This window comes from Halostagnicola bangensis, from assembly GCF_054653435.1.
In genome coordinates, this window is record NZ_BAAIGG010000002.1 from 1,776,423 (window position 1) to 1,797,854 (window position 21,432).

General features: G+C 61.9%; 18 protein-coding genes. 6 read left to right on the forward strand and 12 right to left on the reverse strand.

Annotation, left to right across the window (positions count from 1 at the left end):
- The first annotated feature begins 79 nt into the window (after positions 1 to 79).
- Complete coding sequence (locus ACYQ14_RS10475) at positions 80 to 952, forward strand: alpha/beta fold hydrolase (RefSeq protein ID WP_459887849.1); 873 nt, start codon at positions 80 to 82, stop codon at positions 950 to 952.
- 180 nt (positions 953 to 1,132) lie between these two features.
- Here the strand turns inward: ACYQ14_RS10475 and ACYQ14_RS10480 are convergent, their stop codons facing one another.
- Both ACYQ14_RS10480 and ACYQ14_RS10485 read right to left on the reverse strand, forming a co-directional pair.
- Entirely contained in the window at positions 1,133 to 1,447 is a 315-nt protein-coding gene (locus tag ACYQ14_RS10480) for a HalOD1 output domain-containing protein (protein WP_459887852.1), read from the reverse strand.
- A 221-nt stretch (positions 1,448 to 1,668) separates the two neighbouring features.
- The gene (locus tag ACYQ14_RS10485; RefSeq protein ID WP_283836481.1) at positions 1,669 to 2,412 is read right to left on the reverse strand and encodes a DNA polymerase sliding clamp; all 744 of its coding nucleotides are present in this window, start codon (positions 2,410 to 2,412) and stop codon (positions 1,669 to 1,671) included.
- A gap of 187 nt (positions 2,413 to 2,599) precedes the next feature.
- Here ACYQ14_RS10485 and ACYQ14_RS10490 point away from each other — a divergent pair, with 187 nt between their 5' ends.
- Positions 2,600 to 3,376 (forward strand): 23S rRNA (uridine(2552)-2'-O)-methyltransferase, encoded by a 777-nt coding sequence (locus ACYQ14_RS10490; RefSeq protein WP_459887856.1) that lies wholly within the window; start codon positions 2,600 to 2,602, stop codon positions 3,374 to 3,376.
- 52 nt (positions 3,377 to 3,428) lie between these two features.
- Here ACYQ14_RS10490 and ACYQ14_RS10495 read toward each other — a convergent pair whose 3' ends face one another.
- From ACYQ14_RS10495 to ACYQ14_RS10505, 3 genes are all read right to left on the reverse strand, one after another.
- Positions 3,429 to 3,653, reverse strand: a complete 225-nt coding sequence (locus ACYQ14_RS10495; protein ID WP_283836477.1) for a hypothetical protein — start codon at positions 3,651 to 3,653, stop codon at positions 3,429 to 3,431.
- A 227-nt stretch (positions 3,654 to 3,880) separates the two neighbouring features.
- Positions 3,881 to 4,057: a ribbon-helix-helix domain-containing protein gene (locus ACYQ14_RS10500; protein ID WP_459887860.1), complete on the reverse strand. Its 177-nt coding sequence runs from the start codon at positions 4,055 to 4,057 to the stop codon at positions 3,881 to 3,883.
- Between the two features lie 131 nt (positions 4,058 to 4,188).
- Positions 4,189 to 6,537 (reverse strand): twin-arginine translocase subunit TatC, encoded by a 2,349-nt coding sequence (locus ACYQ14_RS10505; protein WP_459887863.1) that lies wholly within the window; start codon positions 6,535 to 6,537, stop codon positions 4,189 to 4,191.
- A 257-nt stretch (positions 6,538 to 6,794) separates the two neighbouring features.
- Between ACYQ14_RS10505 and tatC the strand changes: the two genes are divergently transcribed.
- Both tatC and nasA read left to right on the forward strand, forming a co-directional pair.
- Entirely contained in the window at positions 6,795 to 7,712 is a 918-nt protein-coding gene (gene tatC / locus ACYQ14_RS10510; protein ID WP_459887865.1) for a twin-arginine translocase subunit TatC, read from the forward strand.
- 355 nt (positions 7,713 to 8,067) lie between these two features.
- Positions 8,068 to 10,158, forward strand: coding sequence for an assimilatory nitrate reductase NasA (nasA, locus tag ACYQ14_RS10515; RefSeq protein WP_459887867.1), 2,091 nt, complete (start codon positions 8,068 to 8,070; stop codon positions 10,156 to 10,158).
- Between the two features lie 563 nt (positions 10,159 to 10,721).
- Here nasA and ACYQ14_RS10520 read toward each other — a convergent pair.
- A complete protein-coding gene (locus ACYQ14_RS10520; RefSeq protein ID WP_459887871.1) occupies positions 10,722 to 12,020 on the reverse strand; it encodes an amidohydrolase in 1,299 nt (432 codons plus the stop codon).
- Positions 12,021 to 12,134: 114 nt separating this feature from the next.
- On the opposite strand from ACYQ14_RS10520, the gene ACYQ14_RS10525 reads away from it, so the two are divergent.
- Positions 12,135 to 13,154 (forward strand): stage II sporulation protein M, encoded by a 1,020-nt coding sequence (locus ACYQ14_RS10525; protein ID WP_459887874.1) that lies wholly within the window; start codon positions 12,135 to 12,137, stop codon positions 13,152 to 13,154.
- A 40-nt stretch (positions 13,155 to 13,194) separates the two neighbouring features.
- Here the strand turns inward: ACYQ14_RS10525 and ACYQ14_RS10530 are convergent, their stop codons facing one another.
- Together ACYQ14_RS10530 and ACYQ14_RS10535 are read right to left on the reverse strand one after the other, a co-directional pair.
- Complete coding sequence (locus ACYQ14_RS10530; RefSeq protein ID WP_459887875.1) at positions 13,195 to 15,858, reverse strand: heavy metal translocating P-type ATPase; 2,664 nt, start codon at positions 15,856 to 15,858, stop codon at positions 13,195 to 13,197.
- A 137-nt stretch (positions 15,859 to 15,995) separates the two neighbouring features.
- Positions 15,996 to 17,324, reverse strand: coding sequence for an FAD-dependent oxidoreductase (locus ACYQ14_RS10535; protein WP_459887877.1), 1,329 nt, complete (start codon positions 17,322 to 17,324; stop codon positions 15,996 to 15,998).
- Between the two features lie 160 nt (positions 17,325 to 17,484).
- Here ACYQ14_RS10535 and hisG point away from each other — a divergent pair, with 160 nt between their 5' ends.
- On the forward strand, positions 17,485 to 18,339 hold the full coding sequence (gene hisG, locus ACYQ14_RS10540; protein ID WP_459887879.1) for an ATP phosphoribosyltransferase: 855 nt from the start codon (positions 17,485 to 17,487) through the stop codon (positions 18,337 to 18,339).
- 22 nt (positions 18,340 to 18,361) lie between these two features.
- Here the strand turns inward: hisG and ACYQ14_RS10545 are convergent, their stop codons facing one another.
- The 4 genes from ACYQ14_RS10545 to ACYQ14_RS10560 all read right to left on the reverse strand — a co-directional run bounded on the left by ACYQ14_RS10545 (position 18,362) and on the right by ACYQ14_RS10560 (position 21,321).
- The gene (locus ACYQ14_RS10545) at positions 18,362 to 18,970 is read right to left on the reverse strand and encodes a hypothetical protein (RefSeq protein WP_459887881.1); all 609 of its coding nucleotides are present in this window, start codon (positions 18,968 to 18,970) and stop codon (positions 18,362 to 18,364) included.
- 3 nt (positions 18,971 to 18,973) lie between these two features.
- Positions 18,974 to 19,834 carry a hypothetical protein gene (locus tag ACYQ14_RS10550; RefSeq protein ID WP_459887882.1) on the reverse strand — a complete coding sequence of 287 codons (861 nt, stop codon included), beginning with the start codon at positions 19,832 to 19,834 and terminating at the stop codon, positions 18,974 to 18,976.
- Between the two features lie 169 nt (positions 19,835 to 20,003).
- Complete coding sequence (locus ACYQ14_RS10555) at positions 20,004 to 20,366, reverse strand: DUF7344 domain-containing protein (protein ID WP_459887884.1); 363 nt, start codon at positions 20,364 to 20,366, stop codon at positions 20,004 to 20,006.
- A gap of 394 nt (positions 20,367 to 20,760) precedes the next feature.
- Positions 20,761 to 21,321 (reverse strand): TATA-box-binding protein, encoded by a 561-nt coding sequence (locus ACYQ14_RS10560; protein WP_049953801.1) that lies wholly within the window; start codon positions 21,319 to 21,321, stop codon positions 20,761 to 20,763.
- Positions 21,322 to 21,432 lie beyond the last annotated feature (111 nt).

The window sequence follows — 21,432 nt, forward strand, 5'->3', positions numbered from 1 at the left end:
CTGTCCGGGTCCGTCCCACCGTTCAGTCATCGGTTCGCGGATGATCGATTTCAAGACCGTTCGACACGTTGATCGACGTATGCCACGGGTCACTCGAGACGGCGTGTCGATCTACTACGAGCGAGACGGGAGCGAGGGCGGGACGACGAGCGACCCAGTCGTCTTCGTTCAGGGCCTCGGCTACGGCCGATGGATGTGGCGCTGGCAACGCGAAGGAATCTCGGAGAAGTTCGACGTGATCGCCCCCGACAACCGCGGAACCGGTCGGTCGGATGCCGGGCTCCCCCCGGGCGTTTCGAAGCTCCCGGGAAGGGTTCGCTCACCGCTCCTCCTGAAGCCCCTGAGCTACTCGATCGAGGGACTTGCCGGGGACCTCGAGGCCGTTCTCGAGGATGCCGGCATCTTCAACGCTCATCTCGTTGGAGCCAGCATGGGCGGGATGATCGCCCTACAGTACGCCCTCGAGTACTCGCGAGCGAAGTCGCTCACGCTGTGTTGTACGACCCACGGCGGAACGGACGCGGTTCCGATTCCCGAGGAAACCCAGGAGCACCTCTTCTCGACGCCCGACGGCGCGAGCGAACGAGAGAAACTCCGTCATCGAATGCGACCGGCGTTTACCGAGCGATTCACCAACCGGAACCCCCATCTGATGGACCGGATCATCGAGTGGCGACTCGAGCAGGACGCACCCGAACCCGCACGCGAAGCGCAAGCTGGCGCGGCGCTGGATTTCGACGTCGGCGACCGACTGGACCAGATTCGAGCGCCGACGCTCGTCCTTCACGGAACCGCGGACCGAGTCGTTCCCGTCGAAAACGCTCGGTTGCTCGAGAAGAAAATCCCGGAGACGCGCCTCGAGACCATCGACGGCGGCTCACACTGCTTTTTTATCGAGGAAAGCGACGAAGCAACCGAGTGCGTGCGTTCGTTCCTGCACGAACAGGATTGAGCCCCTCGCTCCCGAAATGGGACCGGCTCCGTTAGGACTCGAGACGCTCGCGTCTTCTCATCACGAGGGGGAGCCATTCCTCGAACGCTACCGAGAGCTCCCATCGCCACGGCGTTGCATCGCGACCCGTTCTTGCGGAGGTTCGCGGGCGGTTCGCCCCGTTCGGGCCACCGGCGTCGATCAGCTGTTTTGCTGTCCGTTCGGCGAGCCCGGCTCGAGTCGAATCCGCCCGTCGAACCCAACACGGACTTCGTACCCCACGTAGGGGAACGTTATCTGGTGATCGCTCGAGGAGCTTCCGTTGTGCTCTCGAACGTGTTCGTAGAGCGAATCGAGGGCCTCGGGGTCGACCACGTCGTACAGCGGCGGCAACGATGTGGGTTCCGTTCCCGCGAGCGTTGCGACTGCGGAGATGAGGGCTTCGCTCGGTTGTCGCCCGCCGACCGAGATAACGTGACTCGACGGAGAACCTGCAGAATCGTCGGGAGAGACCATATTCTCTCTAGCGGTTTGGGGACGGTAACTCCTCCCCTTTCCATGTGTTCCCCTTACATACTCCCCCATTTGACGGTCACTCGCTTGTTGCAGTCACTCCGGTTGGATCTTCACTTGCGAAAGTCAGCTCCCTCGATCGACGAGACCCGTGGCCGCCCCGTCGCTGTCGCTTCGAACCGGTTCGAAGACTCCAGAATCAGTAGTGTCCGCCGATCGGTTCGCTAGTCGCTCTGAATCCGCGGTGCGAGCATGTACGTGACCTGCCCGTCCCCTTCGGCAAACCCGAAGTACATCTTGATCGGGAACTCCTCGCCGAGCGCGAGAGTCACTTCGGTGTCGGAGGGGATCGCCTTGTTCATGTCCTTTAGATAGTCGAGCGAGAACAGCGAGCGCGCCGGACCGACCTGCAGATCGATCAGATCGTCTCGAGTCAACTCGAGGTGAACGTCGTCGGTGTCTCCCTCCGCGTTGACGTAGAAGAACTCGTCGGTTTCGTCGACGCCCAGCGCGATGTGATCCGACACCATGTCGGCGGCTGTAACCGATCTGTTGAGGTCCTTGCCCTCGAGAACGACCTCCGCGGGAAGGTCGAGATCAGGAATGTCGGGCTCCTGCCGGATCGAATCCGGATCGATGAGCGCGAGCGTGTACTCGAGTCCGTCGATCTGGATGTGGAGCTTTCGCGTCTCTTCGTCGAGTTCGAACTGGATGAGCTGGCCGGATTCAGCCATGCCCGCGATATCCTCGAGTCGCGAGAGATCGACGCCGATCAGTCCGCCGTCCGCTTCGTACGATTCGAACGCGGCTGCATCGAGCGAGAGGTCGACCATCCCGACGTTTGCGGGGTCGACGGCCCGAATCTCGAGGCCTTCTTCCTCGAGGTGAATCTTGCACTCGTCGACCAACACACTGATCGAGTCGAGCGTGCTGGTGAGTGTTTCCGCGCTCACGATGGCCTTGAACATATGTGACGGGCTACGGACGGTCCGCATAAAAAGCCACCTTTTGCGGTCGATCGGAGTCGTCGCCGGTCGTCGCCGATCGACGGGGACCGCAGGTGCGTCACGCCTATCAGCGTCGACGGCGTCGTTCGTGTATGAACCGGATTCGTTTGGCTCTCGCGGACACATCACTGAATCTGGCGAGGAACGTATGACTGGTAAAGACCACTACTATAACAAATCCAAGCAGGAGGGGTATCGCTCTCGAGCGGCCTACAAGCTCAAACAGCTCGCCGACCTCGAGAACGTCATCGACCAGGGGGACACCGTCGTCGACCTCGGGGCCGCGCCGGGCGGCTGGCTTCAGGTCGCCGCCGAGCGCGTCGGTCCGCAGGGAACCGTCATCGGGGTCGACCTCCAGCGGATCAAACCGCTCGAGGACCACGACAATATCGAGACCGTTCGCGGTGACATGACCGAGGACCGGACCCGTGACCGAGTCACCGATACGGCCGATGGAGTCGTCGACGTGGTCGTTTCGGACATGGCACCGAACATGACCGGCGAGTACCACCTCGATCAGGCTCGCTCGCTCCACCTCGCTCGACAGGCGTTCGAGACGTCGCTGGAACTGCTCGACACCGGCGGGGACTTCATCGTGAAGGTGTTCGAGGGACCGGACGTCGACGCGTTCCGCGAGGACGTCGAAGCGGAGTTCCAGTATGTCCGCGCGACGAGTCCGAAGGCGTCGCGCAAGGAGTCCTCGGAGATCTATCTCATCGGCAAGGGGCGGCTCACCTCCCCGGTCAGGACGGGGGACGAACTCGAGGTCGAGATCGTCGACGTCGGCGAGGAGGGCGACGGAATCGCCTCCGTCGAAGGCTATCGACTGTTCGTTCCCGGCGCCGAGGAGGGCCAAACGGTGACAGTGAAAGTCGAAGACGTCAAGCCGAACTTCGGCTTCGCACAGCGCCTGGACCGAGACTGACTGCCGCGGTTCGCCCTCGCGTCGCTCGCCGAACCGTGCGCTCGAGTCCGTGTTAGCTCGAGGACGACTCCTCTTCGAGTTCGTAGCTGATCTCGACGCTCGCCAACGATCGCTCGGCGGTCGCGATGTACAACTCCTCGACTGAGTCGAAGACCGCCGTCGGAATCTGTTCGTCCTGTAAATTCGCCTCCGCGAGCGCATCGTAGAGGTGTCCGGTCGCCTCGTGGAGGGCACACTGCGTAACGTCGGTTGCGGGTATTTCGGTCGTTCGTTCCATCAGGATATCACCACAGTGATTCGTCGGACCACAGTGATTCGTCGGGTTCCACTGGGTGCAGTGGCAAACGAATAGGTGATAGTAACTGGATATCACTGCTGGCGGGTAAGATAGTGCTTGAATGTTAAGGCCGTTTATTACAGATGAATTCTGTTTCGGTTACTGGTGCTATCTGGCGCGGAATTCATTGCCGCTTGAGTCGTCATCCGGCTTCCCCGGTTTCACGTTCATTCGTCAGTCTCGAGGCGGTCGTGTCGGTCGTCGATTTCGTCAAGGATGTCGAGGTTTTTGCGGATCGACGATCGGATCGCGTCGCTTCGGTTGACGAATTTTCCGTCGTCGCCGACGTGGGCATCGAGGTCGTCGAGGAGTTCCTGTGGGATTTCGACGCTGATTTTGGGCATACGAGGCGGTTTGTAGTGTTATCCCTTAACGTTTCCATCCGAGTCTTCGATGCTACCGAGAGAGCGGTGACGGCTGAAAATGAACAATCGGGAAACGTATCGTCGACCGCGGGAACTCGCCGTTCCGCCGATCATTCGGCGGCGGCACCGGTCTCCGGTTCGGGCTCCCCGCCCCCGCCGCTGCCACCGAAGAGCCGCCCGCCGGCTGTGAGCACGTACAGGACGACCAGTCCGAAAACGTAGGTGAGCGCGATCGGCGTCGCGAGCGCGATCATCGTCAGGATTCCTTTCGGACTCGCGAAGGCCGCGATCACGAAGACACCGACGACGACCGGCCGCCACTGCTCGAGCATCGTCCGGTAGTTGACGACGCCGCCGATGTGGAACATCGCCATCGTGACGATGATGTTAAAGAGGAAGCCGACGCCCAGCGTCGTGTAAATCACGAGCCAGGAGAAGCTGTTGATCCGGTAGGTGACGTCCATCCCGTTGTTGACGGCGTCGGTGATGAGATAGGAGATGACCGCCGGGGCGATCCAGTAGAATCCCAGCAGGAGCCCGACGGCGAAGCCGACGAGCATCGTCACGCCCCAGATCAGCGCAACTCGTGCGTTGCCCGAGACGAGTCCGCGCTCCTTGAGGGCCGGCCAGGCCCAGTACAGGACCAGCGGGAGGATGGAGATGATCGCCAGGATCGTACTCACCTTGACCATGAAGATCAGGACCTCCACGGGATCGAGAGCGATGACGAACCCGGCGTCGCGGATCAGCTCCGTTGTCGTTTCGTCGCCAACCAGTTCGGCGTCGTTCGCCTCTGCGACCTCCACGAGGACGTCCTCGGGAACCCGGTCGACGAACTGGGCCAGGATGATGGTGAACCCGCCCTGGTACAGCGCGAAGAACGTCCCGCCGAGGACGGCCATGAAGACCCCGACGATGTAGAACACCTTCGAGGTCAGGCTGTTGAGGATGAACGCGATATCGTAGGCGTAGCCGCCGATGTCGTCTTCGGTCGTCTCGTCCTCCGTGAACGGATCGAGCATCCCCGCGGCGGTACTCGAGAAGAGCCCTTCTTCTTCGCTTTCGCCGGCTCCGGAATCGCCGTCCGTCGCTCCGCCGGCACCTGTTCCGGATCCGTCTTCGCTACCGCCCGCGCCCCCAGACTGGCCCTGTTGGGCCTGGATCGAATCGAACCGGTTGAGAACTTTCTCGGCTTTCGCCTTGTTTTCGTCGTACATCGCTTGCCGAGAGATCTCGAGGGCTTGCTCTTCGTCCATCTGGAGGAAGACCTGCGCCGATACGTCCTCGACGTCTTCGGTCTCGAGGGTCTCGAAGTCGATGTCGTCGGGGCTGTCGGCGTTTCGAATGTCTCCCGCCCGCGGGTAGACCGGCGACCGGAGGACGATGAGTGTGTAGCCGATGAGGATGAGAAAGCCGACGCCGAGTCCGATCAGGATACCGACCGCCGCCTCGCCGGCCAGTCCGTACTCGATCGCCATCGACTCGAGAGCGGTCGGTCCGCCGGGCTCTAGGCCCGACGGGAGGAGCGGATACACCGACTCCTCGAGGTAATCGAACCCGCCCTGGTTCACGAAGGCGGCCGCCGCGACGCTGATTGCAATCAAGAGCCCCGAAAACTGGAGAAGACGTCGCTTCATGAATCCGGTTCCCGTGTCGAGTTCGGCCGCGCCGCGTCGCCGAATGTTTGTCACGACCTTCGCGAGGCCGAGACTGAACATGTAGAGCGCGAAAAGCGGCAGTGCCCACATGATCAGCGTGAACGGGTCCGGCGGGGAGAACATCGCCCCGAAAACCGTGATGGCGACGAGGGCATGGCGCCATTTGGCCCGGAACGTCTCATACGAGATAATTTCCGTATAGGAAAGGACGCTCATCAGGAGCGGCAGCTGGGCCGCAAGACCGAACGAAATGGTCAACAGAGCCATAAACTCCGTAAATTCGGTGATCCCCCAGCTCGGATCGACGCCGGCCTCGTAGGCGACGATCGCGAGGAAGTCAAACGCGTAGGGGAAGAAGATCGCGTACGCGTAGAACAGGCCGATCCAGAACAGGGTAAACGAGGTCAGCGCGAAGCCGACCATGTACCGTTTCGAGACGGGGACGACCGATTTGAGCCCGCGCTGGCGAAGGGCGTCTCGAGAGTAGTAAATGACAGCCGGAATCGCGACGATGATCCCGACCACCATCCCGATTTTCGCCTGCAGGAGGATTACTTCGAACGGCGTCCGGGTAATGATGTTCGTCGCCTCGGAGACGTTCGCGCTCATCTCCGCTCGCGCCGTCGCCTCGAGGAAGTCCCAGATAAAGACACGAAGGGCGTAAAACGAGCCGACGAACCCGATGACGAAGACCATAAACACCTTCTGAAGGTTCGCCTGGGCGCCTGAGAGAACGGCGCCGATGGTTTCCCTGCCGGTGTTGATAGCTCGGGCGGTGTCTTCGCTGACCGCAGAACTCATTGCTGTCAGTGGATAACTTACATCCAGTTATCAACCTTTCGAGTACGGAAGTGTGAAACGAGTCGTGGTGCGTGCGGGCCCTCTCCTGTGTCGGGTACCCACTGTGCCGTGTCGGAAACCCGCCGTACCGGGGAGCGTGCCACCGTATTCGACAGATATCCCGTTTGGAGAGTGAAACTTTCACTGTCTTCGCTCGTCCTCGTCGAGTGCTCGTAAGAAAAAGGCCTATAACCAGTGGCGGGTCTATGTCATCATAGATGCCGGACGAGTCGGCTGGCGGTGGGGACGACGAGCGGACCGATGAGTCCACGACGGGCTCCGAGGAGCCATTGCCATCCGATGACGATGAGAAACCGGAGGCAAAGACCGACGGCGAGGGGTACGTCGGTGATCAGCCGGAACAGGACGAAGAGGAGGAGTATCCCGATCCCGACGACGATATCGGCGGTATCTCGACGCCGCCGGACGATGAGGAGATGCCGCTCGCCGACCACATCGAAGAGATGGTTCTGCGGCTCGCGGTCGTCTTTCTGTTCGGTGCCGCAGGGACCGCGATCGGAATCTTGTGGGCTTCGGATGCGATCGCGTTCATCTGGTCCGATGTCGTTCCGCAGGCCTCCGAACGACCGCCCCACATTTACCATCCCCTCGAGCTGTGGCTGACCCGGATCAAACTCTCGGCGTTGCTGGGGATCATGATCGCGCTGCCGATGCTCGTCTATCAGTGTTACCTGTTCATGCGGCCAGGGCTGTACCCGAACGAGCGCAAGTACTACCTCGCCGCGGTTCCGACCAGTGTCGTCCTCGGCGGACTGGGGATGATCTTTTCGTACCTGGTCGTCCTCCCGATTCTCTTCTCGTACTTTACGTTCTATTCTGAAGGGAGCGCGGACATCGCCTACGCGCTCGGTGAAACCTTCGACCTCGTCATCACGCTGACCGGTTTCCTCGCGATCGTCTTCCAGATACCGCTCTTTATCATGCTCGCGATCATGCTCGGCGTGACCACTCGAGAGTGGCTCGCGGAGAAACGACTCTACTTCTGGACGGCATTCGCGGGACTCTCGTTTATGTTCACGATGGATCCGACGTTCATGGCCCCGATCTTCGTGGCCATTACGATGATCCTCCTGTTCGAAGGGACGCTTCTGGTCGTGAAGTGGACCGGTCGGTGAGACGGTAGCCGTTCGGAGTCGAGTCGGCGCGTTCGTTGACCGCGAGCGCGTGTCCCCTCTCGAAATTTGGTTCTCGCCCGAGGTATCCAACCGATACTATCGCTGTCAGCGACCGTCTATTCTTGACGGCCATAGCCGGATCATATCCCCTTATATTCTCCTTATGCGTTCCTACATTGAGCGAACCGGCACGAAGAACGCCAAAAACTGTGGTAGTTAAACGATTATGGTTTAGTAGCTGGAAAGCTTTTCTAATCTCGTGAAATTGTGAAATGGTTTCGGACGAATCTCCAGGGTTGTGGTATGTATGTAAACCCCACGAGAGTCTTTCTTCGAACGGAGGGAGGGGTCGAATATGACTGATCACGTTCCCACCACGTGTATGCGATGTGCAGTCGGCTGTGGCCACGTTCAACGAGCCGTCGAGACCGGGTACGGGCTGGACATCGTCAGGGGCGACGCCGCCCATCCCGTCAATCAGGGGCTGGCCTGTCAGCGCGGCGTGAGCGAGACGGCAGATCCCGATGGCGAGTGGCTCACGCGTCCGCTCGTCCGACGGGACGGGGAACTCGTTCCGACGACATGGGATAACGCCCTCGAGCGCGCCGCCGAAGGGCTCGATACGGCCCTCGAGAAGGGGTCGAACCGCGTCGCGGTGTTGGGAAGCGGCCAGCAGACCAACGAGGCGGCTTATGCACTGGGTAAACTCGCTCGCGGCGGGTTCGGCACGCGATACTATGACGCGAATACCACCCTTTGCATGGCGAGTGCGGTCACCGCCTACTACGATGCCTTCGGAAGCGACGCGCCCCCGCCGACCTACGACGATATCCCCGAAGCCGAAACCCACCTCGTCTGGGGAGCGAACCCTGCCGCCGCACACCCGGTGATGTTCCGGTGGATTCGCCAGTCCGCCGCCGATGAGGACTGCGAACTGATCGTCGTCGACCCCGTCGAAAGCGAAACGGCCGAGGTCGCAGACTCACACGTTACACCCGATCCGGGCGGTGACCTCGCGCTCGCTCGAGCAGTCCTCGCTCGGGTCGTCGAAACCGACCGGGTCGACGACTCGTTCGTCGCCGAGGCAACGACTGGTTTTGACGCGCTTCGAGACCGACTTCCCGACGCCGCCACCGCGGCGAACGAAGCGGGCGTTCCCCTCGAGACCGTCGACGAACTCGCCGCGGCGCTCGAGAACGACACCCTCCTCTACTGGGGAATGGGCGTCAATCAGAGCGTCGACGGGACGCCGACTGCGGCCGCCCTGATCGACCTCTGTCTCTCGACGGGCAACCTCGGCCCCGGAACCGGACCGTTCTCGCTGACGGGACAGGCGAACTCGATGGGAACCCGCGTCTGCTCTTCGAAAGGAACTTGGCCAGGTCACCGAGCGTTCGATGATCCGGCCCACCGTAATGAGATTGCGGACGAATGGGGCGTTCCGGTCGAAACCTTGCCCGACGATCCGGGGCCCGGCCCCGTCGGTATCGTCGACGCCACCGAAGACGAGGTCGAGGCCGTCTACGCGGTTGCGACCAATCCTGCTGTGGGGATGCCCGACGCGAAACGTGTTCGAGAGCGACTCGAGGATACCTTCCTCGTCGTGCAGGACGCCTTCCACAGCGAGACCGTCGAGTGTGCGGACGTGGTGCTCCCGGCGGCAACGTGGGGCGAATCGGAGGGGACCGCAATGAACATGGAACGAACCGTCTCGCGGGTTCGCTCGGCGACGGAAACGCCTTCGGGTGTCAAATCCGATCTCGAGTTGATCGGCGAACTGGCGATCCGCCTCGCGCCGGGGTTGTTCGAGACGACCCCGGAACCGGCCTCGATTTTCGACGAGTTCGTCGGCCTCACCGAGGGCACCCTCGCGGACTGTTCGGGGATCAGCTACGACCGTCTCGAGGACGAGCGCGCGGTTCGCTGGCCAGCCCCGACTCGCGAGGACGCCGGAGGATATCGATACTACGACGCATCCGCGAGCGAACGCTGGTCATTCCCGACGCCGAGCGGTCGCGCACAGTTTTCCGATGGCGAGGGAACCGGCCTCCCTGAGCCACCGGACGAGTCCTACCCGCTGACGCTGACCACCGCACGCGAACCGGGCGCGTACAACACCGGCGTTCGCACTCGAGAAGACGAACCGGTTACGGCTCGAGTGAGCGGCGCAACCGCCTCGGCGCTGTCGACCGAACTCGAGGGACCGGACGACGAGCGGTACGCTCGCGTCACGTCTCGACGAGCGTCAATACTCGCACGGATCGAAATCGACGAGGCCATCCCCGACGGCGTCGTCTGGCTGCCGATTCACCACCCGGACGTGAACGACCTCACGATTTCGGCCGTCGACCCGCGTTCGAAAGAACCAAACTTCAAACAGTGTGCCGTACGCCTCGAGGCACCGGCCGACGCCGCAGCGAGTACACTCGAAGAAGTCACTGCGTAATAGGGTTGGCTGTCAGTCATTTCCAGCCATTCGCCACCCCGCTCTGGAGACGAACCGGTAAACGGGTACAACCGACCCTATGAGTTGGTCTCAAAACGCCGAAGAACGGACGCCAATGAGGCCGAATAGTAGGACGATCCGATGCGCCCGCCTCGAGACGGGCGCGAACCCAGTTCCTCGGTCGACGGATGACGGTGCCTCTGACACCTGTTTCCGTTCGGAGACGGATGGATTCCGTCGGTTCGATGGGACGGATCAGTTGGTGTGGCAGGCCAGTCCCCCACGAGTACCCTGCAGGTATACTGTTGGCTGTACGTCGTTCACAATTCTCGTCGCCCGGGAGTGCGAGAATCTTCACATAGGTACAGCCGACAGTATATTCACACCCACTCACGATATCAAAGCAAATTTAAATAAACCCTCGTGTCAGTTCAGCTATTAAATAAGAAGATAACACGGAAACAGATCTCTCTCGAGCGTTTATCATCAGCTCTAACAGTTTAGATTCAATTTTGGTCTCCCGATCTGTGACTATTCACCCGCGATCGGTTTGCGTTGTGATCTCACTGCTCAACCCGAGCGGAAAGCGAGTCGGCGCGCTCCTGCGCTCGCTCGAGAACGCCTGTCTCGTCGACCGTGAGAACCTCTCTATCGCGCATTAACACCGATCCGTCACAGACCGTGTGCCGAACGTCGCTTGCTTCGGCCGCGTAGGCGAGATGGCTCACGAGGTCATGTCCCGGCGTCAAGTGTGGTTTCTCGAGGTCGATCACGGCGAAGTCCGCCGGTGCACCGGTCTCGATGCGGCCCGACTCGAGGCCCATCGCGTCAGCGCTTCCGGCCGTGAGCATCTCGACGACGGACTCGGCCGCGACGGCGCTGGCGTCCGACGCGGCGAGTTTGCCGATCATGGCCGCATCGCGGGCTTCATCGAGCATCGAGAGGTCGTTGTTCGAGGCCGCGCCGTCGGTTCCGAGGCCAACGGTGACGCCCGACTCGAGCAGTCGCTGGACGGGTGCCATCCCGCTGGCGAGTTTCATGTTCGAGGCAGGACAGTGGATTACGCTCGTCCCGGCCTCCGCGAGCAGGTCGATTTCGGTTTCATCGACGTGAACGCCGTGGGCGACGAAGTCCTGAGGCTCGAGCAGACCGTGTTCGTCGGCGTACTCGAGCGGCCGGATCCCGTGTTCGTCGACGATCGGCGCGACTTCGTCCTCGGTTTCGTTCGCGTGGTAGTGTACCGGGATTCCGGCGTCGCGGGCTTTCGGAACGTACTCCTCGAGGTACTCCGCACCGACGGTCGTCAGCGAGTGCGGGGCGAACACCGTCGAGATCCGGCCGTCGGCGGCTCCGTCGAACTCCCCGGCCACGGCGAGGCTCTCGGCGGCGTCTTCGTGTGCTCCCTCGTCGTCTTTGGCCACCGTGACGATCCCGTGCCCGAGCGTGGCTCGAACGCCCGTCTGCTCGACCGCCGCGACGATTTCGGGGACCTCGAAGTACATGTCCGCAAAGGCCGTCGTTCCCCCTTTGATCATCTCAAGGATGCCCAGTTCCGCGCCGACGCGGATGTCCTCGGCCGTCATTGCACCCTCGGCGGGCCAGATGTCCTCCTGCAGCCACGCATCCAGCGGTTTGTCGTCCGCGTACCCACGCAGGAGCGTCATCGCGACGTGCGTGTGTCCGTTGACAAACCCCGGCGTCACGAGCGAGTTCGACGCGTCGAGCGTCTCGTCGGCCGTTCTCTCGAGATCGAGACCGATCTCGAGGATCGTTCCCGCATCCTTATCGACCAGTACGTCGGCGCGTTCGACCGTTGCGTCGGGTAACAGCACCTGCCCGCCGGAGATCTCGAGCGTCGTCATTGTCCTGCCTTTCTCGTCCGGGAATGTCAGGCTGTCGATCAGCCGTCCGCTCGAGTAGCGGCGAAGCCAACGCCAGTCGGCGGGTTTAACAGTCGTTTTCCCCAACAGAGGTTCATGAACGGTCCCGAACGCGACGACGACGCCGACGACCGTTGGGGCGATGCCGATGGCACGGACGGAGCCAACGACCAGACAGCCGACGGCTGGGAATTCGATGATTCCTCGCCGAAGTCGGCTAACCCGGCGGAGCAGGGCGACTCGGACGAGCCGGGCAACCCGCCAGCCCAAGACGACGGATCGATGTTTCCGAACGCTGGTCCCGACGCGGTCCGAAACTGGACGGCGCTTCTGGCGACCCTTGCGGTCGTCTCGTTCGTCTCCGCGGTAACGACGCTCGTCGTCTACGACGCGATGATGGCTACGCTCGGGGCGGCGATCCTCGGATCCGGGCTGGTCCTCGCCGCGGTCGTCTCCAGATCCGTTTTTCCACAGATCCTCCACGCGCTTTCGGACGCGTGGGCCGAACACCGGCGGTACGTCTCGTTCTCGGGTGGTCTATTCGCGCTCGGAATCGCTTCTGGCGTCGCACTCGCCGCGGCGGGCGTCGACCTGACCGAACTGTTCATGGAACTCATCCTCGAAGAGTTCGGCGAGGAGGAACTCAACGGAGTCGGCGGTGAACCGAGCGGACTCGAGGGCGAGGGAAAAATAGAGCTCTCCGCGATGTTCTTCATCCTCAACAATACGCCGCCGTACCTCGCTTCGATCCTCGGCGCGCTGACGCTAGGCCTGTTTACCTTCTTCATTATGACGTTCAACGGCCTGATCGTCGGGAATATCGCCGTTGCAATCGGTGCGGAGGTCGGCTACGGCCTGATCATCGCGTTGCTCGTCCCACACGGAATCTTCGAGCTGACGGCGCTGTTCATCGCCGCCGGCGTCGGATTCCGGTTCCTCTACCGTGCGGGTGAACGCATTACCGGGAAACGTTCGGCGCTGTTCACGAAGCCCTACCTCGCCCGGACGACGTTGCTGGTGATCTTCGGTTGGCTCATGCTCGTGGTCGCGGCGTTCGTCGAGGCTTATCTGACGATTCCGATCGCCGAACTCTTCTTCCCCGGGCAGGCGGAGTAGTCGTCCGCGCGGTTTCCGCTTTGGCGACCCGGATTGTTGCTCAGATCCGCTCACGAATCCAATCTATCGGTCGCAGTACGAACAGCCGGTAGTCCTCGTGGGGGTCGTACGTCGCGAACGTCAGACTGTTCGCCATCACACTCACGCTCGAGGTGGCCATCGCGAGCCCGGCCAGCGCGGGATTGAGCAGACCGAGCGACGCGATGGGGACGAGCGTCGTGTTGTAGATGAACGCCCAGAAGAGGTTCTGGCGGACCTTCGATATCGTCGCCTCGGAGATGCGGACGGCCTTCAGGACGTCCGCGGGGTCGTCTCGCATCAGCGTGACATCAGCGGATTCGATCGCCACGTCGGTTCCCGAACCGATGGCCACGCCGACCTGCGCGGTGGTCAGGGCAGGGGCGTCGTTCACGCCGTCGCCGACCATCATCACCCGCGCACCGGTCCCGTCGTCGCCGTCCTGTAGCGCGTCGACGTGATCCGCCTTGTCCTCGGGCAACACGCCCGCGCGGACGTTCTCCGTATCGATCCCGACGTCTTTCGCGACTGCTCGAGCCGTCCGCTCGTTGTCTCCCGTGAGCATCACGACCTCGGTCCCGCGCTCTCGGAGCGCTGCGACGGTCTCTCGTGCACTCTCGCGAACCTCGTCTGCGACCGCAAGCACGCCGACGAGTTCGCCATCCACGGCGACCGGTATGGCCGTCTTCCCCTCGCGCTCGAGGCGCTCGAGGGTTTCCTCGGCGGGATCGGGATCGATCCCCTCGTCTGCGAGCAACTTCCGTCGGCCGACGAGGACGCTCCCGCGGACGGTTTCGGCACGGATGCCGTGGCCGGGGACGTTCTCGAACTCGCTGACTTCGCCGACTTCGACGCCGCGGTCGGAAGCACCCTCGACGATCGCCTTTGCGATCGGGTGCTCGGAGCCGGATTCGGCCGCGGCCGCCGCGCCGAGGACGAACGACTCGAGATCCTCCTCGCGTTCGACGAGCGTGCCGCCGTCCGGGGCGGTCTCGGAGTCGCCATCAGCCGACCGAGATTCACCACCGTCGGGTACCGCGTCGCCGACGAGTTCGATGTCAGTCAGCACCATCTCGCCGTGGGTTAACGTGCCCGTTTTGTCGAAGACGATGGTGTCGATACCCCGGACCTGCTCGAGCACGTCGCCGCCCTTGAACAGAACGCCGTTGGTCGCCGACAGCGTCGAGCCGACCATCGTCGCGGCGGGCGTCGCCAGTCCTAGCGCGCAGGGACAGGCGATCAGCAGGGCCGAGGCGAGTACGATCACAGAAAACTCGAGGACCGGGACACCGCCCGCGACGGGGCCGCCGCCGACGGGCTCGAGGACCGGAATCCAGGAGCCAAGCGCCGCTGAGACGTCGTACAACAACTCGGGGAAGGCGAGCCAGACGACCGCCCAGAAGATCGCGTTGACGATCACCGCAGGGACGAAGTACGCGCTCACGGTGTCGACGAGGCGCTGAATCTCGGGTTGGCGAGACTGGGCTTCCTTGACCCGGTCGACGATCTGCTGAATCGCCGTCTCGGAGCCGACTTTCGTCGTTTCGACCCGCAAGACGCCGTTTTGGTTGACCGTCGAGCCGACGACCTCGTCGCCCTCGTCCTTTTCGACGGGCATACTTTCGCCGGTGAGCATCGACTCGTCGACCGCACTTTGTCCGTCGACGACGACGCCATCGGTCGGGATCTTCTCGCCCGGACGGACTTTCAACACATCGCCGACCTGAACGTCCTCAAGCGGGATCTGTACTTCCTCGCCGTCCCGAATCACCGTCGCCTCGTCGGCTTCCATCTCGAGGAGTTCCCGAAGGGCGCTTCCCGCGCGGGCTTTCGAGCGCACCTCGAGCCAGTTGCCGAGCGTGATAAACCAGAGGATAAAGGCGACCGCTTCGAAGTAGAGGTTTCCGGTGAGCGCACCGCCGACGACGGCCGTGCTGTAGACGTACCCCGCGGAGGTGCCGACGGCGACGAGCGTGTCCATGTTCGCGCGTCGGTTGTTCGAAAAGGCGCGCCACGCGCCGACGAGAAACTCCTTGCCGAGCGTCGCCATGAGGATCGTCGCGAGGACGAACTCGAGGCCGTTGATCCAGACTTCCTCGACGCCGAGAAGTTCGTGGGGCATCGGAACGAGCCCGAGCATGGCGAGCATGATCGGGACGAACGGCAGGGTCAGGAGTCCGCCGGCGATCACGAGCCTGCGCTGTCGGCGAAGCTCCTTCTCGACGGCGCGTTCGCGCTGGCTCGAGCCCTGCGTTTCCCCAATTTCTTCGCGGACGGGGTCGTAGCCCGCATCTTCGATGGCCGCGTAAATCTCTCCCAGCGAGACGTCGGTCGGGTTGTACCGGACGCGTGCCTCATCCGAGGCGAAGTTCACGTCGGCTCTGATTACGCCAGGCAGGGTCTCGGCCGCCTCGCTAACGGTTTCCGAACACGTCGAACACGACATTCCCATGACCGCGATCGTTTCGGTCGCCGAGGCCGCCTCGTAGCCGCTCTGTTCGATCGCGTCGTAGATCTCGGCTAGCGAGACGGTCTCCGGATCGTACTCGACGGTCCCCTCGTCCGTCGCGTAGTTCGCGCTCGCCGAGACGACGCCCTCGAGGTCCGAAACGACGTCTTCGACGGTTCCCGAACACGTCGAACAGGACATTCCCGTGATCTCGAGGTGCGCTCGTCTGGTTGTCATATGAATACATACGTGGTGTAGTTTCAAGCGAATTGCGCTTTCGGAAGTGGTGGTTTAATCCGTCGATATTTTAGAATCCAAAGCACCGGCCCGGTTGATCCGGTGACTCCCATGGAAGGTCATCCTCTGTTGGTTTCTCAAGAGCGATCGTCGATGACAGCTTTGGCCGCCGCTCGACCGCTCTCCATCGCTCCCTGTATCGACGACCAGCGGGTGTACTCGCCGGCGAGGTAGATGCCGTCTCCCGCGTCCCGAACGCGAGGAAGCGTTTCGTGGATACCCGGCGGTTGGGCGAACTGTGCGAACCGAATTCGCTCCGTGTGGATCGGCTCGAGCCGGCCGAAACGGCGGCTTGGGTACCACGTCTCGAGGCTCTGTCCGGTCCGTTCGGCGAGCTCGTCGTCGCTTTCCTCGCGCTCGCCGAGATAAGTTGCACTCACGAGTGTTGCGTCCTCGGGTGCGTACTCCGGCGCGACGGCGCTGTGAGGGACGACGTGGTTCGGTCCCCGTTCTCGAGTGTTCAACATCAGGCGCTGGCCCGTCTCGAGGTCAACACTCGCGGGGAGCCGGTAATACTGTGTGACGCAGGCCCTCGCCTCGATCGGAATCGACTCGAGACCGGTTAGGTCGCGGGCGGCCTTCGGATCGGCGGCGACGACGACGGCGTCGGCTGACCGCTCGCTTTCGCCCTCGAGTTCGACCGCGACGGGAGCGTTCCGGTCGGTCGCGTCACTTCGATTGCCGGATCTGCTACACTGATCGGTCTCGACGCTCGTTGCGTCCGTCTCCGTTTCTATCGTCGCGCCTGCACGACGCGCGTTCGAGGCGAGCTGTGCAGTTACGTCTCCCATGCCTCCCGCGGGCACGGCGATATCGCCCGCCGCGAGCGCCGCGAACGTGTACTCGAAGACGCGCTTCGAGGTCGAGAGCGATCGGTCGAGCGTGATACCGCCGTAGAACGGGCCGGCGAAGTTCTCGAGGAATCGTTCGGAGAAGCCGCGATCGCGGAGGTATTCCGTGATCGTCTCGTCTTCGCCGCCCGCGAACACGGTCTCGAAATCCATCGAGGTCTGTGCCAGCGCGGCACGGAGCCGGAGCACCCGAAGTTTATCGCGGAGCGTCACCTCTGAATTCCGAATCGTTGCGGGTAACGCCGCCGGATCTCGAATTGGATCTGCGAGCGTCGATCGGCCGTCGGGCCCCGCAAGTACGGCTCCGGGCGCGAACCGTCTGAGTTCGAGCGCCTCGATGTCGAGTTCGCGTTGGACGGCCGGGTAGCCGGTGAACAGCACCTGGAACCCCCGATCGAGTCGGAACCCGTCTTTCGTGGCGGTTCGAACGCGGCCGCCGACGGTCTCCCGGCGCTCGAGGCAGGTCACGTCCGCTCCGGCGGCCGCGAGGTGTCGCGAGGCGACGAGTCCGGCGAGTCCGGCACCGACGACGATGACGCGAGGCGGATTCGACATGCCGGCTTCGACGAGATGCCCGCACAAAGGTTCACAGCCTACGTGAAAAAGAGCCTCCGAGAGTCATAGCCATGCTGATAAGTTCTCTCGCCCGCCGCGTTCGCCGCGCCCATCGCCCGAAAGGAAAGACAATTCCCGCGGGGCCGCTAATACCCGTCAAATGCGTATCGCCGTTCCCAACAAGGGCCGCCTGCACGAGCCGACGATCGATCTCCTAGAGCGGGCGGGGCTCCACATCGAAAACGGTGCCGACCGCAAGCTCTACGCCGAGACGGTCGACCCGGAGGTCACGATTCTGTTCGCCCGCGCCGCCGATATCCCCGAGTACGTTTCCGACGGTGCGGCCGACCTGGGCATCACGGGTCTCGATCAAGTTCGCGAAGCACAGACGGATCGCGTCGAGGAATTGCTTGACCTTGAGTTCGGCCGCTGTCGACTCGTCCTCGCCTCGCCCGAAGACGGCGATATCGACGCCGTCTCGGATCTGGCCGGCAAGACCGTCGCCACCGAGTTTCCGAACGTCACCCGAAACTTCTTCGACGACGCCGGGATCGAGCCCGATATCGTCGAGGTCAGCGGCGCGACGGAACTCACGCCCCACGTCGAGATGGCCGACGCCATCGTCGACATCACGAGCACCGGGACGACGCTGAAGATGAACCGTCTCGGCGTGGTCGAGGAGGTTCTCTCGAGTTCGGTCTTCCTCTTCGCTCGAGACGACGTGGTCGACGACCCGAAAGTCCAGGAGATCAAAACCGCGCTCTCGTCCGTTCTCTCCGCGGACGGCAAACGATACCTGATGATGAACGTGCCCCGAGACCAGCTCGAGGACGTTCGCGAGGTCATCCCCGGACTCGGCGGCCCGACCGTCATGGACGTCGCCAACGGCGAAGGCGAGAAGGTCGCGGTCCACGCGGTCGTCGACGAACGAGACGTGTTCGAAACGATCACGGACGTGAAGAATGCCGGCGCGAGCGGTATTCTGGTGACGGAAATCGAGCGACTTGTCGAGTAACGGGTTCCCGACTGTCAGATCACTATCCTGCGGTCGCTTCTTCGCCGACGAGCGCCCCGTTACCGCCCGTAGTGATCGACGTGTCGCCGTCGGATTCGTCGTCTCCGCTCCCTTCGTCGCTGTCGCTATCACCGTCGTCGGATCGCCGCGACCGAACGGTGAACTCGTCGACGACATCCTTCTCGAACAGTAGGCAAACGTCCCCGGCACGCGGCGGGACGAACTCGAGGTCGTACACGCGTCGTGTCCCCTCCGGGAGCGTTCCGGAGAGAGGTTCGTCTCCGCCGAGGAGGCCGTCTTCGTGCTCGAGTCGAAGCCGATAGTCGTAGCGTCCGACTCCCGTCCCCTCGTTCGTAGCGGCGAACTCGACCGCGATGGGCTCGCCGACTCGCGGCCGGTTCGATCGATCGACGCCGATTTCGGTTGCGATCGTGGCTGATTTCGAGCCGTCCGCGTTCCCTGCCGAATCGGGTAATTCTGCACCCTCACCCGGTGTGCTGTCGGGGACGCCGTCCATCCCGTTGCCGTCTGAGGGCGATAGCCCATCCCCGTCCAGGAAGCTCCAGCAGCCGGCCAGAAGGACAGCGATGCCACAGACGCTGCCGGCGACGACCTGACGGCGAGTTCTCATTCCTCATGTCTCCTCTTCGACGCTATTGATACCGACAAATTCGTCGTCTTCTCTGTCGGTGTCGGTCCGTGATTGCGAACCGACGTCCCCGCTTGGGAGTAGCGGAGACATCACCTCTTTTTTCTCGCCAGCCTCGAGCGCGTGTGTCGTATCATCGGAGATGTCCCACTCAGCAGTCGCCACGACAGGGTAGGAATTCGTATTCGTGAGTTTGACGGTGAAGCGATTAATTCCCGTCCAGGCTTCGACGCCGTCCATCGTTTCGATCGGGCCGTACTCCGTCCCCTCTTCTTCGTCGCCGTCGATCTCGCCTTCTCCGCCGACGCTCACGTCGGCACCGAGGTTCGTGATGCCGACGTTCGAATCGCCGGTGACCGACTCCTCGACCTCGTTTCCGCCGACATCGGTGACGGTCGTGGTGAGCGTGAACTCGACGTCGAAGTGTTCCGTGGCGTCTTCCTCGTAGGCGTTATCCCCGTCGACTTCGAACGTCTCCTGACCGAAGATATCCACGAGATCGACGGCGTCGATTGAACTGCTCGACGTTTCTCCCTCGTACTCGTCGGGTTCGTCGAATTCGACAGTTGCCGAACCGAGCGGTTCGAAGCCGTTTCCGCCGACGGTGGCCTCGAGTTCCCACTCGACCGCTTCGACCGGGTGTTCGAACCCTTCCCATTCGGAAAAAACCCTGATTTCCGCGATTTCAAGGCGTTCCATGCGCCCGCTGTTCGTATCGAAGTGTTCGTTCTCGACGCTGAACAGTCCGGTATCGACTTCCGCGGCCGCAGAACTCGTCAGCACCAGACCGCCAATTGCTACTGCGCCGATCCCCCCTGCACCGATCATGAACGTCCGTCGATTCATTGCAAATTTCAAGAAAGTCAGGAATACATTAGTTATACACTAGCTGATTTATCTTCGAATATAGTAATTAGTGTTTACACGTTGTATACGCTCTCTACTCCGGGCCGGCGTGTCGAGAAAATCGATGCAACGGCCCGAAAACTCCTGAGAAATGGAGTGCCAAAAAGCGTCAGGGGGACTGTTTGCCGGCTGTTGCGCTCCCGACGTACGGTTCGAGTGTTAGCAGGTGCGCCGCTGGTGAGACGCGACCGGCTCCGCGTTCGTACTCGACGATGCCGTACTCCTCGAGTTTCGGCAGGTGGGTCTGGGAAAGCGAGTCGTGCACTCGCTGACACCGCTCGAGGAAGGTCGTCTCGAAGGTCGGATCGTTTTCCGATTCCGAGAGCGCTCGGACGAGCTGCTTGACGGTGACGGAGTCGTCGGCCGCGAGCACGTACCGGATAATCGCGCGCCGGCGCCGACTGCTCAGGACACTTCGGAGGGCTTCCAGTGTGAGTTCCTCGAGTCCTGTCTCCGCGCTGGAGGGCGACACTCGATTCGTCGTGTCTGTCGGGTGCGGAATCTTCATCGGCAACTGATGCTCCTGTTCTGGGACCTGTTAAACGGGGCCGGTCGTTCGTCGGATTACGGTGATTCGCGGTCGATTCACACTCTTTCGAACCGTTCGCCGCCGAATGAACGATTCCAGTTCGCCGAAAGCGACGATATCTGAGTATAACCGATCTGGCGATGCATTAATTGGATATTAGTCGCCGAGAAACTCACTGAAACAGTCTTTTAAGCTGGACACTCCGTATTTCGTTACAATCGTGTTCGTCCGTGGGGCTCGCTGTTGAGTCGACGCCGTCGCCGAGAAATGATTAAATAACAGAACGGAACTGCAGCCGAACGGATATCGTCCGCTCGAAACGAAAGGAAAAGTTGAATTACTCGAGCAGGCCGAGGTCCTCGAGACGGGAGACGATTTTGTCGACGGCGTGTTCGGCGTCGACCGGCTGTTTCCCGCCGGTAATAACGAGTTTCCCGGAGCCAAACAGGAGTGCGACGACGTCCGGATCGTCGAGTCGGTAGACGAGTCCCGGGAACTGTTCGGGTTCGTACTCGATGTTCTCGAGACCAAGTCCGATTGCGATCGCATTCAGGTTCAGGTTCCGGCCGAGGTCGGCCGAGGTGACGATGTTCTGGACAACGATCTCCGGATCTTCGTTGACCTGAATCTGGAGTTCACGGAGTTTGTCGAAGACGATACGGAGACTCTCGTGAACGTCGTCGGTGCTTTTCGCGCCGGTACAGACGATCTTTCCCGAACGGAAGATCAACGCGGCGGATTTTGGATTCTGGGTACGGTAGACGAGACCGGGGAACTGCTCGGGGTCGTAGTCGGCCCCCTCGAGGTCCATCGCGACACTCTGGAGGTCGAGTTCTTGCCCGATGCCGGTCGACGCCACCACGTTTTCGATGTTGATGGTGTCCTTCGGATCCGTCATAAGTCGCTTAAAAAGACGTATTTAAGGTTTATAAAGATTGGTACCGACACCTGTTCTCTCCGGTTTGTGGGACAGCTGTCAGTTCGATTTAAATCGGGGTGACCGTCGCCT